Source organism: Fusibacter sp. A1 (assembly GCF_004125825.1).
GTDB lineage: Bacteria > Bacillota > Clostridia > Peptostreptococcales > Acidaminobacteraceae > QQWI01.
The window spans coordinates 1-12,115 of the sequence record NZ_QQWI01000007.1 but is presented as its reverse complement, the minus strand read 5'-3'; the positions used below and the strand labels follow the sequence as shown (position 1 = coordinate 12,115).

At 39.5% G+C, this 12,115-nt stretch carries 10 protein-coding genes, 1 pseudogene and 1 riboswitch; of the genes and pseudogenes, 7 read left to right on the top strand and 4 right to left on the bottom strand.

Features of this window, described 5'->3' with window-relative positions; genetic code table 11:
* Positions 1 to 104 precede the first annotated feature (104 nt).
* A riboswitch (Lysine riboswitch) is annotated at positions 105 to 286 on the bottom strand.
* Between the two features lie 210 nt (positions 287 to 496).
* The 3 genes from DWB64_RS11060 (at position 497) to DWB64_RS11050 (ending at position 3,228) form a co-directional block, all read left to right on the top strand.
* Positions 497 to 1,114, top strand: a complete 618-nt coding sequence (locus DWB64_RS11060) for a TetR/AcrR family transcriptional regulator (RefSeq protein ID WP_129488305.1) — start codon at positions 497 to 499, stop codon at positions 1,112 to 1,114.
* Positions 1,111 to 1,893: a flavodoxin family protein gene (locus DWB64_RS11055; protein WP_129488304.1), complete on the top strand. Its 783-nt coding sequence runs from the start codon at positions 1,111 to 1,113 to the stop codon at positions 1,891 to 1,893. Before DWB64_RS11060 ends, DWB64_RS11055 begins: the two co-directional genes overlap by 4 nt.
* Before the next feature lie 516 nt (positions 1,894 to 2,409).
* Positions 2,410 to 3,228, top strand: coding sequence for an alpha/beta fold hydrolase (locus DWB64_RS11050; RefSeq protein ID WP_129488303.1), 819 nt, complete (start codon positions 2,410 to 2,412; stop codon positions 3,226 to 3,228).
* Between the two features lie 119 nt (positions 3,229 to 3,347).
* Here DWB64_RS11050 and DWB64_RS11045 read toward each other — a convergent pair whose 3' ends face one another.
* Positions 3,348 to 4,511, bottom strand: a complete 1,164-nt coding sequence (locus tag DWB64_RS11045; protein ID WP_129488302.1) for an aldo/keto reductase — start codon at positions 4,509 to 4,511, stop codon at positions 3,348 to 3,350.
* Between the two features lie 192 nt (positions 4,512 to 4,703).
* On the opposite strand from DWB64_RS11045, the gene DWB64_RS11040 reads away from it, so the two are divergent.
* On the top strand, positions 4,704 to 5,318 hold the full coding sequence (locus DWB64_RS11040) for a LysE/ArgO family amino acid transporter (RefSeq protein ID WP_129488301.1): 615 nt from the start codon (positions 4,704 to 4,706) through the stop codon (positions 5,316 to 5,318).
* A gap of 206 nt (positions 5,319 to 5,524) precedes the next feature.
* Here DWB64_RS11040 and DWB64_RS11035 read toward each other — a convergent pair whose 3' ends face one another.
* Genes DWB64_RS11035 through DWB64_RS11025 form a run of 3 tightly spaced genes read right to left on the bottom strand, consistent with a single transcriptional unit; the run spans position 5,525 to position 7,901 of the window.
* Positions 5,525 to 6,277, bottom strand: coding sequence for an ABC transporter permease (locus tag DWB64_RS11035; RefSeq protein ID WP_129488300.1), 753 nt, complete (start codon positions 6,275 to 6,277; stop codon positions 5,525 to 5,527).
* A complete protein-coding gene (locus tag DWB64_RS11030) occupies positions 6,270 to 6,992 on the bottom strand; it encodes an ABC transporter ATP-binding protein (RefSeq protein WP_129488299.1) in 723 nt (240 codons plus the stop codon). The genes DWB64_RS11035 and DWB64_RS11030 overlap by 8 nt, the downstream gene beginning before the upstream one ends.
* A gap of 9 nt (positions 6,993 to 7,001) precedes the next feature.
* On the bottom strand, positions 7,002 to 7,901 hold the full coding sequence (locus DWB64_RS11025) for an ABC transporter substrate-binding protein (RefSeq protein ID WP_164980369.1): 900 nt from the start codon (positions 7,899 to 7,901) through the stop codon (positions 7,002 to 7,004).
* Positions 7,902 to 8,027: 126 nt separating this feature from the next.
* On the opposite strand from DWB64_RS11025, the gene DWB64_RS11020 reads away from it, so the two are divergent.
* From DWB64_RS11020 to DWB64_RS11010, 3 genes and pseudogenes are all read left to right on the top strand, one after another.
* Complete coding sequence (locus DWB64_RS11020; RefSeq protein ID WP_129488297.1) at positions 8,028 to 8,927, top strand: prenyltransferase; 900 nt, start codon at positions 8,028 to 8,030, stop codon at positions 8,925 to 8,927.
* A gap of 397 nt (positions 8,928 to 9,324) precedes the next feature.
* Positions 9,325 to 10,683 carry an LPXTG cell wall anchor domain-containing protein gene (locus DWB64_RS11015; RefSeq protein ID WP_129488296.1) on the top strand — a complete coding sequence of 453 codons (1,359 nt, stop codon included), beginning with the start codon at positions 9,325 to 9,327 and terminating at the stop codon, positions 10,681 to 10,683.
* Positions 10,684 to 11,402: 719 nt separating this feature from the next.
* Positions 11,403 to 12,115 (top strand): annotated as a pseudogene (locus DWB64_RS11010) (hypothetical protein); the annotation flags it as partial.

Here is a 12,115-nt window from a genome sequence, read left to right as displayed (position 1 = left end):
TTTTCAACAGTTATAGATTTTTGAACGCAAAAAAACACCTGACGAGTAGAGTCAGGTGTCAACATTCAAAAAAACACTTCACATCACCAGTCATCTTATCCCAAATTGGAGATAGCTCAACGTTAAACAAGTGGCTGCTTGCTTAACGACAGTCCTGCACCTATTCGATACAGACCCAGCTGCAATCCTTGGAAGATTGCGCTTCGGCGATGGTTCCTTTCTTTATTCATCACAGGCTTCCGGCCTAAAAATAAATACTCATAAACATCGCGCCTCTACCTCATCGGTTAAGCTGATGAGGCAATGCATATTTAGTTAATGAAAAAACTATAGCACTGAGAAAAAGAGAAGTCAACACTTTATTCTCGACGAAATCAGTAAGTTTTGTTAAGTTTGATGCTGTTAATATGTGTTTATATGTAGTAAAAAACTGATAGATTGACAATGAATTATTTTGAATGTATAGTTTGAATAGGTATTCAAAACGGAGGCTTTTATGGCAAACAGCAGATTTATAAAATTAGACAAAGAAAAAAAAGATAATATTCTATATACGGCTTTGACTGAATTCGCTTCTAAGGGGTTTACAGGATCATCTATCAATCAAATCAGTAAGCAAGCTGGACTTAGTGCAGGGCATCTGTACTATTACTTTGAAAATAAAGAGGATTTATATTTGACGGTTGTAGATTTTGTGTTTGACGAGCTAATTCATAAGGAAGATGAAGAACCGATCAATTTTTGGATGAGAGTGGAGCAGTTGGTTCGTAGTCGAGTGATGTTATCTAGAAAAAACAAGGAGATCGGTAGATTTCTCAATCGTTTTTTTGATTACGCTGTGAGCCATGACGGAAGTGATGTGGAGCTGCTTACGATGGATAAGGTGCAAAACGAATTCAGAAGAATTTTTGAACTAGGAATTCAGAGTGGTGAGATTCGGTGTGATTTGCCTCAAGATTACCTTTTTCAAGTTCATTTAGGATTAGTGTTGACCACAAACCGCTGGATTTTGACGCATATCGACAAGTTGGATGATGCAGCAATGGATAAGTTCATTAGTGATGCCGTGGGGCTGATTCGGTTGACCATGGGTTCTGTAGAGGAGAAATCATGAAAAAGATAGTGATTGTTTCAGGGAGTGGCAGAAAAAAAGGTAATACGATGAAAATCGTATCTGCTATACAAGAAAAACTAGGTAGTAAAGAGTTTGAATTTGATACCATATTCCTTTATGACCATACTATCCATGGTTGCATCGGATGCAAAGCATGTACTTTGAAACACGAAACAGCTTGTCCCTTTAAAGATGATGTGTTTGGAATTATGGAGCAGTTAAAAGGGGCGGACGGTCTGATTTTCGCAAGTCCGGTGTACTCAAGGATGGTTACCGGTCAACTGAAGCAGTTTATCGATAGAACTAATTATGTGCTGCACAGACCCAGTTTAATCGGTATTCCAACTCTCTTGGTTGCAACCACAGATATCGGTATGGCTAAAAAAGTGACCGATTATATGGCTGTTATCGCATCCAGTATGGGTGCTAGGGTGGAAGGTGCTTTGCATATAAAGGTTGGAAAGATGAAAAACGACGCAAAGTATAAGCTCCGTGTTGATAAGGATATTGAGTCCATGTCGCAAGTATTTAAAAAATCGATACTAGAAGGCAAAGAACAAGCGCCTAGCTTTAAGCAGCTGGTGAGATTCAACTTTTGGAGAAAAAGAGCCATGATCTCAAAAGAGAAGAATTCTGTTGATTTTGACTATTGGAATCAGCGTGGTTGGATCGAAGAGGACTTCTTTTATGAGATACGCTCACCAAAGTTAAAGCTTATGATTCTAGGGCTTCTCTTAAAAATTATGGAAAAGAAAATCAGACAAGGCGTACTCTACTAATTGTGTTGTTTAGCAAAAATCAACCGATGCAAAAAAGGAATGATCATTATGAAATCCACAAAAATTACTGCTAGAGATACTGCACTTATCGGCTTAGGTGTAGCTACTCTTATTGCCGGCGGGGTTGTCATTTTTTACGCGAGTACCCTGTTTCCTTTTTTAGGAATAAAAGAAACATCTTAATGAGTGTCCTGTTTTCTGCGTATACCGGGGTGACCGCTCTTGGGCTATCCAAGTTGATGATAGGAGGGGGTTTCAGTGAAATTCCGTGGTACTGGGTTTTGGTATCTGGTATGCTGAATTCAATTTCGGGCTTTGTCGGAGTTCTATTTGCCAGTAGGATCATGAGGCATATGAAAGGTTTTGATAAAAATAAGTAAATGTAAGAGCGACGAAGCAGTAAGTTCAGTTCGATTTGAAATTTCTATGTTATGTTTGTCTTAAATGATACAGAATAGTGCATATATTTTGATATAATGAGTTATACTACTTTGATACTGTAAAGAGGAGAAGCGAATGACTATTGAAATTAATGATCTAGACATAAACGTCATCATCAAAGGTACTGGAACCCCATTTGTAATGCTTCATGGATTTGAGCTGGACTACCGGTCGATGGAAGGGGCGCTTGAGCCTATTTTAGATGGCAGAGATTACAAAAGAATTTACTTTGACCTTCCTGGAATGGGGGAGTCGGAGTGTTCCGATAAAATTCAGAATGCGGATGATATGCTTGAAATAGTTGTAAAACTGATTAAAGAGCTTATTCCTGAAGAAAAGTTTGTCGTAGCAGGTCTATCTTATGGTGGATACCTTGCTAGAGGTCTAGCAAAGCTTATGCCTGAGTCTATTTTAGGAATGCTTCTATTCTGTCCGGTGATCTATCCAAGACACGCACAAAGGATTTTGCCAGAGCATAAGATCGTAGTGGAGGATCTTGAATTCTTGGAGTCTCTAAACGAGGAAGACCGAGAGGAGTTTGAGTCGTTTAACTCGGTGCTCACAGAAAACGTCTATGACCGCATCCATAGGGAAATCATCGTTGGAACCAAGATGGGTGACCCTATCTTTAGGGAGAACTACCAAAGCAGGGGATATGGTTTTAAAGAGGATGTCGATCAAGTCGACAGCCCATATTATTTTCCATCACTTGTTCTCGTGGGTAAGCAAGATTTTATCGTCGGTTACAAAGATGCCGTCAAGTTAATGGATTTGTACTCAAGTCTAACCTATGTGGCGCTCGAATCTGCCGGACACTCGCTTCACATCGAACAGGAAGAGCTTTTCAACCTTCATGTCAGGGTTTGGCTAAGAAGGATTAACGCCTTACTATAAATTTAGTTGTCGAACATAGTTATTTATCAAGCAAAACCCCCTGTACGCTCACGTATGGATTTATACGCCGAGTCCGCAGGGGGTTTCTTTTGAGTTTGGACTTCCTTGTCGCGGTTTGCCTATAACCTCATAAATCGCTTAGCAAGGGCTCTGACAGGCTTATAATGAAAACCTTCGAAGGCCTTTGTGACTTTTTTTAGTTCATCTTTAATTTTGATCTCTTGTGGGCAATGCTCCTCACATTTTCCACAGTCGATGCATAGGGATGCGTTTTGAGACTTGTTCTTCAAGCTTGTCTGCATAATGTATTTTGTAGATGCGGCGATTTTTCCTTCGATTTCTATGTCGTTGTAACATGCGAGGCAAGTGGGAATATCTACATTGACAGGACATGGCATACAGTAGTTACAGCCGGTACAAGGGATTCGGATTTTTTGGTTCAAAATGGTTCTTACTTTGCCGAAAAGCTCTGATTCATCGGTTGTAAATTCGTTAACCTCTGTTTCTGATGCGACCCGAATATTCTCTTGTAACATTTCCATTGAGTTCATTCCAGAAAGTACAGTGGTAACTTCGGGTTGATTATACAACCATTTGAATGCCCATTCGGCAGGTGACCTTTTAACAGATGCGCGGTCAAAGGTTTGATAGACTTCTTTAGGTAAATTGCTTACTAGTTTTCCACCTCTTAAAGGTTCCATGATCATCATCGGCAGTCCTTTTGAAGAAGCGTACTTCAGCCCGCTCTTACCGGCCTGATTATTTTCATCTAGGTAATTGTACTGTATCATGCAAAATTCCCATGGGTAAGCGTCGATCAGTTTTATGAATTCGCTTTTCCCACCATGATATGAAAATCCGATATTTCTAATTTCTCCACTTTGCTTTTTCAATTCTATCCAGTCGAGCACCCCAAGGTCTACTAGGCGGTCCCAAGTGGTCAAATCCGTTAACATGTGCATGAGATAGTAGTCGATATAGGTTGTCTGAAGCCTTTCGAGTTCTGTATAAAACAGTTTATCAAAATCCTCATGCTTTTTTACCAAATAGGGAGGTAACTTTGTTGCAATTTTAACCCTTTCGCGGTAGCCCTTTGCCAAAACCCTACCGAGGATGACTTCGCTGTTAGGATAGATATAAGCTGTATCAAAATAATTGACTCCATTTTCAATAGCGTGAATGATCTGTTCTTCTACGTCTTTCTCACTTTTTGAAAACCGCATACATCCGAAACCGAGAACGGACAGATGGTCTCCATTTTTAGGGTTAATTCTATATTTCATCTTACTCTCCTTAGTTTACATCAGATTGATACTGTGATCGAATGATTCTTATTATTCATCTTACACTGTTTGCACAAAAATAGAAACTTTTACGATCCTACAATGATTGCTTATCAATTGAATGTATTTCGACTATAATAGTGAGGAGAAAGTTTTTGATGGAACTAACGGATAACAACTGGAGGCTTTACAATGAATTTCTTGATACAAGGATGGTTATTGGGACTTGCGTACGTCGCACCAATTGGAATGCAGAACATGTACTTAATCAATAGCGCGATAGAAAGAGATCGTAACCGTGCCTTATTAGTAGCGATGATCATCATCTTTTTTGATGTCACCCTTGCACTTGCATGCTTTTGGGGAATTGGAAAGGTTATGGAGCACTTCACTTTATTAAAAGTGCTTGTTACTGTCATAGGAAGCTTAGCCGTGATTTGGATAGGAGTGAGTCTTATTAGAACTACCCCTGGAAGTGAAATCAGGCAAGATTATCACCAACCCTTACTTAAAGTTATCGCAACTTGTTTTGCGGTTACTTGGCTCAACCCTCAAGCCTTGATTGACGGCACTCTTCTTTTAGGTGGATTTAGGGCCATACTCGAACCAAGCGCTTCCGGGTTATTTATCATGGGAGTAGCGCTTGCTTCAACTATGTGGTTTACAGGTTTGGCAGTTGTAGTCAACCTGTTTAAAAAATCGTTCAGTGTGAAAGTCTTAAAGGCGATAAATATTGTGTGCGGTGTTATTTTGATCATCTTTGGTATTCGACTTGGTTCTGAATTTATGATTTCGTTGATCAATTAAGTTACTTTCTATCTTGAATAAATGAAGACATTGATTTCAGTGTCTAGCACTTCAAGGACAATCTTGCAAAAGAGCATACTTGAACTTGTCTGGCAACTACGTCACATCGAACAGAACCGGATCATCAACCTTTATGTGAATGTTTTACTTCTATCAACTAATATAAAAAAGCGATATCACTCAATTACTTTGGCGATATCGCTTTTTTATAATTGGTGACGATGTATATGCCATTTGCAAAGCTTATCGTGCAGCTTGTCGATCAAGGTGATAAGACCTGCGGCAACGATGGCCATGGCGATGATTCCTGAAAACATTCCTGGGTAGTTGACCATGGTCCAGTTGTTCATGATGTAGTAGCCAAGTCCATAGGTGGTGGCGTAGTTCTCACAAAAGAATAGTACAGCCATACTGATTCCGACACTGATTTTTAACGCGTTCAAAATATGGGGAAGCGTACTAGGAAAATAGAGCTTCATAATTTTTTGTCTCCATGACAACCTCATGATGGAAACAACATGTACATATTCGACAGGAAGTTGCTTAACACCGTCTCTTGTTGCGATGATCAGCTGAAAGACCAAGACTGTAAACAGGAGCATAACTTTTGATCCGTCACCAAGTCCAAAAAGGAGCATGAACACCGGTAAAAACGCTATTTTAGGGAGTGGATAAAGTAAGTAGGTGATAGGTGTAGCAAAGTAATCGAACCATTTGCTAATACCACTCAAAAGTCCGATGGGGATGCCAATCGCCAGGGCTAGTCCGATAGCAACTGAAAGCCTTAGTAAACTTGAGAGCATATGAAGTAAAAGGGTGCCGCTGAGCATTAAACGGATGAAATACTGCCAGACGACATGAGGTAGGGGGATTAAGCCCTTTGGAAGTGCTATCGCCATGACATACCAACATAGATGAACCATGAGGATGGCGTAGATTCGACCGGTTAGTTTATTCATAGCCCACCTCACGAATAAAGACCTGTTTGAGTTCTTTTACTTTTTCAAAGTAGTCACTTGTGTCTCTACGATCCTTTGTCATCGGTAGGTCGATTTGATGCTGTGAGACAACTCTTCCGTCTTTCATAATCATGACACAGTCCGACAAGAAGACCGCTTCTTCCATGCTATGTGTGACAAATAGGGTAGAGCGCTGCTTCTCAAGATGAAGATCCATGAGTAAGTTCTGAAGTTCTTCCTGATTGATTGCATCAAGGGATGCCGTTGGCTCGTCCATTAGAAGAACCTCAGGTATTGTCGCCAGTGTTCTTGCGATGGATATCCTTTGTTTTTGACCACCGCTCAGCTGACTGGGGTAAGCGGTTTCAAAACCTGTCATTCCAACAGATTGCAGTGCTGTGTTGATGATCTGATCGGTAGAAGTAGGGTGACGATGAAGACCAAGTTCAATATTTTGCCTGACGTTTAGCCATGGAAACAAGGCATCTTGCTGCTGTATGAACCCCAGGGCAGTAGATGTTTTTGTTGTCTCTCCAATCTGAAAAGAACCAAAATCAGCCTCTACAAGAGAGGCTAAGACTTTAAGTAACGTAGATTTTCCGCACCCGGATTTACCGACTAAAGAATAAACCTTGCCACGAGGTATGGTAATGGAAAGTTCAAAAATGCCTCTACCTGCTCCGTAATTCACGGTCAATTCTTGAGTTTTAATCATTGGCAGCTCCTAATCAATAAACTGTGTATCAATCATATCTGATGGAATTACGTTAAGCTCTGATTCAACAACTCCATTCGTCCAATCGATAATTCCTTGTAGGTAGTCAACACTTGGAAGTCTGGTTTTATGATAAGTTGGAAGAGTCATGATATCTTTGACTTCTTCACTGATGTTTGGAATATTCTTGACTAATGTCTCTCGAGCTAAGGACTCATCGTTGTTGATTGCTTCAACCGCTTTGTCGTATGCCTGATGAAATGCTTTCAAGGCATCTGATTTCGCGTCGATTGCTGTTTGTGTAAATGCCATGATATCAGGAGTGATGCCACCAACCGGTTCAAAGACAAGTTTTTTAAGACCTTTCATCTCGCCAACGCTACCAAGTGGTTCGGGAAAGAATCCCATATCGAGCTGGCCGCTAGCGACTGCTTCTAGTCTTGCAGGGATGGCATTGATATATACTTTTTCGAGCTTATAGGTTTCAGCCAGCCAGTGGTCGACCAAAAAATTAGATACACTGATTTCCATAAGACCGACTTTAAGTTCTGCTTTATCAGTTGCTCCTTCTTGAGCGAGCATAACAAACATACCATCTGTCAAGGTTGTAGCTTTTAGGTCGAAACCGCCGGAACGATTGGTTGCCAGTGCGACAAGATCGGTCATGGCACCATCGATGACACCTGTCTGCAGAGCACTTTGTCTATCTTGAGCATTTGTGAAGAGCACAATCTCAACATCGAGATTTAACTCGTCAAAGTAACCCATGTCTTTGGCCAAGTAGATAGGGGATGTATCGACGGCAGGCATGACGCCGACCTTTAGAGTCATTTTTTCTTCAGTCGTTGTTGCGGCACATCCAGCTGCAAGAATCAGAATACATAATAGAACTGCGATAATTTTTTTCATTATATCCACCTTTGATTTACAGTTTGTCATAACCAAGCATAACAGACTTGTAAATTATTTGTCAATCTTTATAGACCTTGATATGACTTAATGCTAGAATGATACCATCGACTTTTAGGAGGCTTTATGACTACACTGATCAGGTACATTAAAGAATATATTATCGCACTGAGGGTATTCTCACTCACTTTGGCTCTAGCCGCTACAACTTTTGGGATGATCTCCGCTTATAGGGCTGGATCGTTCAATACCTCAACACCACTTTTCAATGTGTTTTTAGTCATTATCATCACGATAGCCGGAGTCGCTTCTCAGGCCGGTGCGAATCTCATAAATGATTATTTTGAAGGCTCATTCAAGTACCGTGACTACAGTAAAACCAAAGTCATGTTTCTTGGAAAAGAAAGGTCCTATTTTGATCTACTTGTCTTCTTATCTGGACTTGCCGCTCTAGGTCTTGCAGGTCTGATCGGCCTGTATCTGATTTATATCACAGATTGGTGGATGCTTGCCATCGGATTGGTCGGTCTAATAGGATCCTATGCCTATACGGGTGAACCATTTGTCTATAAGACCAAGGGACTTGGCGTACCTTTATCGTTTGTGTTGATGGGACCATTGATGTTGATTGGGGCAAGTTACCCTTTTATGAAGACAATCAGTCTGTATCCTGTTGTCATCGGATTGCCGGTTTCTCTTTTTGTACCGGCACTTATGATTAGTAACGAAATGAGAGATTTCAAACGAGATAAGCGTTTAGCAATGGGCACCTTAAGCGTCTTGCTTGGTCCCAAAAAGAGTCTAATGCTTTATGATGTTTTGGTTTTCGGTGCATTCGTACTGACATTGTTGTACATTCTATTAGGTATCTATCCCGTGCAGACGCTTTTGGTGTTCATTAGTTTTCCAACAGCCCTTAAAGCAAGGGGATGCGTTAAAAGGTTTGAACGACTGAGTATTCCTTATACGAATAGACTTCATCTGATGTACTTTACTGTTGTAACGATCTGTCTTTTGTTATTTTGATGCTAGTAAGTAAATTAATAAATGAAAACGGAACTGGCGTCCTAGAAAACATAATTTTCTAGGACGCCAGTTCCGTTTTTTTTGATGGCAATAATCTTGAGTGTTCAGTTCTTACTTTAAGATTATGTATCTCTACAGCTCTATTTGGAATGATAAGACGATAAAAACACGATTCAAATCATGGTATTGAAAGTGGTGATAGTAAATGAAGAAGTGTCACATAGATTGTCCAATGGATAACCATAAAATAAAAGGGGATATATTCGTTGTTTTTCAGTATAAACCTCTTTAACTATTGTCGGATTCATGATATCATATGATTAACCTAAACGATAACGATTATCTCTATCAATTAAGAGTTTTGCACATATAATACTTTTTAGTAAAGGAGCAAATTATGAAACGGAAAAAAACGATGGAAACAAGGTCATTATCATTAATAGTTGCATTTTTACTACTGTTTTCAACAATACCCAATGCCGTTTATGCTGTAGGAGGAGCAGATGATCCGACTTCAACTGAGGGGATCTATCCAGTTTTCTATTCCGGTAACGACGGGGGCGGTATTCAGGGTGATTCTGTTGTAAAAAGTGTTTGGCATGATTACAATGGTCAAATTGAATATCAGATCAGTTCTGATGGAAGTTATTTAAAATGGAGAGCGATCACACATACTGTAGCTTCGGTTAGAGTAAAGGGTGGAAACAATTATTATGAATATAACTACGATGGTATTGTAAGCAGCGATTCTAAGCTTCGGTCACCACTTAACAATGGTGGAAAAGTACCGGCGATCAGTCATTTTAACATTGTGATTGGTGATGAAATACCACAAACAACAACAACAACTCAAACGACAACAGAAATACCAACAACAACACAAACTACTACAGAAGCACCAACAACAACTGAAACTACTACAGAAGCACCAACAACAACTGGAACTACTACAGAAGCACCAACAACTGAATCTACTACAGAAGCACCAACAACTGAATCTACTACAGAAGCACCAACAACAACTGAAACTACTACAGAAGCACCAACAACACAAACTTCAACTGAAGCACCAACAACAACACAAACTACAACTGAAGCACCAACAACAACACAAACTACTACGGAAGCACCAACAACAACACAAACTACTACAGAAGCACCAACAACAACACAAACTACTACAGAAGCACCAACAACAACACAAACAACAACTGAAGCACCAACAACAACACAAACAACAACTGAAGCACCAACAACAACACAAACAACAACTGAAGAACCAACAACAACACAAACTACTACGGAAGCACCAACAACAACACAAACAACAACACAAACAACAACTGAAGCACCAACAACTACACAAACTACTACGGAAGCACCAACAACTACACAAACTACTACGGAAGCACCAACAGCAACTGAAACTACTACAGAAGCACCAACAACAACGCCGCCGACTACAGAAGCTCCAGCGACCACTCAGGAACCAACTACAGAGGCAGCGACTGAGACAGTAACCATAGCAGAAGCTGATGATCTGATTGTTATTCAAGATGAAGAAATTGCACTTGGTGCAGTTGATCTACCAATAAATGATTCGAACGTAACTGAAGAAGAACCAGAAATAATTCTAGACTTAGAGATTCCATTAGGTAGTGGAACATTACCTAAGACTGGGGAAAGTTCACCTTGGCAGTTTTATTCACTAGGTACCGCCTTAATCTCTTTGGGATGGGTATTTAAAAAGAAATAACTTAATCAAGCAGCCGTTAGAGAAATTCTAATGGCTGTTTTTATTTTTGTGAATTTGTATTTTTATAATAGTCACATTAAATTTTAACTAGATTATCGAACCAACTCAGAATACAAGAATAGCGGTACTAATTCCTACTTTTTCACCCATCAGTATGCCGAGCTTAAGCGCTGCGAACTTAATGAGTGCACGAATTAAATCTACCTACTTGTTGGTCTTTTAGTAAGAATGACCATGAGGGCGTCATCTATAGAATAAAGTACATATCCTTCATTTACAAAATTATGATTACAAAATAAAGAGGCAAGTATTCACTTAAATTGAGCTATCATAACATATCTCAAAAAGAGGAATTGGATTTCTTTTCGACCTATCTAGGTTGAAAAATAAGAATATGGGTCATCTTCTACTTATCAAAATATAGAAAGAAATTGTGATTAAACTTAAGTAAGGGAAAAATCACTTTAAATATAAAGGAATAGAGTTTACATTAGCAAGTAGCTGCTTAATTATATTGTAGCTATTCTAGGTAAACATTAAACCGTGTTTTAAGACAATTAAATTATTTCAGATATTTACATTTAGTATGTATATTGTTCTTTATATTTCAATTTCTTTATGATAGTATTGTTTATAAGTTTAATCATACATTGAGAATGAGTTTCACTAAAAGCATTTTTAAACTTATTACTTATTTAATAACAGCAAAGGAGTTACGTATGAATCGCACAACCACGATGGAAATGAGAACTTTAGCATTATTCATTGCATTATTGTTACTGTTTTCTGCTAGTCCAAATGTTGTATTTGCTGCTCAAGGACAGGGAATTAACCTTTCTGATGGAACAACTGATACAAGTGTATCTTCAGGAAATGGTATTCACCCAATTTTTTACTCTGGTAATGACAAACATGGTATTAAAGGTGAATCTGTTGAAAAAGAAAAATGGCATGATTACAATGGTCAGATCGACTATTGGATCAGTGATGATGGCCGTTACTTGAAATGGAGAGCTAAAACACATACTGTGGCATCTATTAGAGTAAAAGGTGGAACTGATTATTATGAGTATAATTACTCAGGTTTTGTCAGTGGAGATAGTAAACTTCGCTCACCACTGAATAAAGGTGGTAATATACCTCAAATCAGTCATTTTAATATTGTGATTGGTAATAAAACTCCTGATGAAACAACGGCAAAGCCAGTGGTAACGCAAGCTCCAACGACTGCAACGCCAGTGGTAACGCAAGCTCCAACGACTGCAACGCCAGTGGTAACGCAAGCTCCAACGACTGCAACACCAGTGGTAACGCAAGCTCCAACGACTGCAACGCCAGTGGTAACGCAAGCTCCAACGACTGCAACACCAGTGGTAACGCAAGCTCCAACGACTGCAACGCCAGTGGTAACGCAAGCTCCAACGACTGCAAC

Bases quoted from the DNA above. Each gene is read 5' to 3' on its own strand.
- DWB64_RS11060 (WP_129488305.1), top strand. From the start codon at position 497: ATGGCAAACAGCAGATTTATAAAATTAGACAAAGAAAAAAAAGATAAT.
- DWB64_RS11050 (WP_129488303.1), top strand. From the start codon at position 2,410: ATGACTATTGAAATTAATGATCTAGACATAAACGTCATCATCAAAGGT.
- DWB64_RS11045 (WP_129488302.1), bottom strand. From the start codon at position 4,511: ATGAAATATAGAATTAACCCTAAAAATGGAGACCATCTGTCCGTTCTC.
- DWB64_RS11040 (WP_129488301.1), top strand. From the start codon at position 4,704: ATGAATTTCTTGATACAAGGATGGTTATTGGGACTTGCGTACGTCGCA.
- DWB64_RS11030 (WP_129488299.1), bottom strand. From the start codon at position 6,992: ATGATTAAAACTCAAGAATTGACCGTGAATTACGGAGCAGGTAGAGGC.
- DWB64_RS11015 (WP_129488296.1), top strand. From the start codon at position 9,325: ATGAAACGGAAAAAAACGATGGAAACAAGGTCATTATCATTAATAGTT.
- DWB64_RS11025 (WP_164980369.1), bottom strand. From the start codon at position 7,901: ATGAAAAAAATTATCGCAGTTCTATTATGTATTCTGATTCTTGCAGCT.
- DWB64_RS11020 (WP_129488297.1), top strand. From the start codon at position 8,028: ATGACTACACTGATCAGGTACATTAAAGAATATATTATCGCACTGAGG.
- DWB64_RS11055 (WP_129488304.1), top strand. From the start codon at position 1,111: ATGAAAAAGATAGTGATTGTTTCAGGGAGTGGCAGAAAAAAAGGTAAT.
- DWB64_RS11035 (WP_129488300.1), bottom strand. From the start codon at position 6,277: ATGAATAAACTAACCGGTCGAATCTACGCCATCCTCATGGTTCATCTA.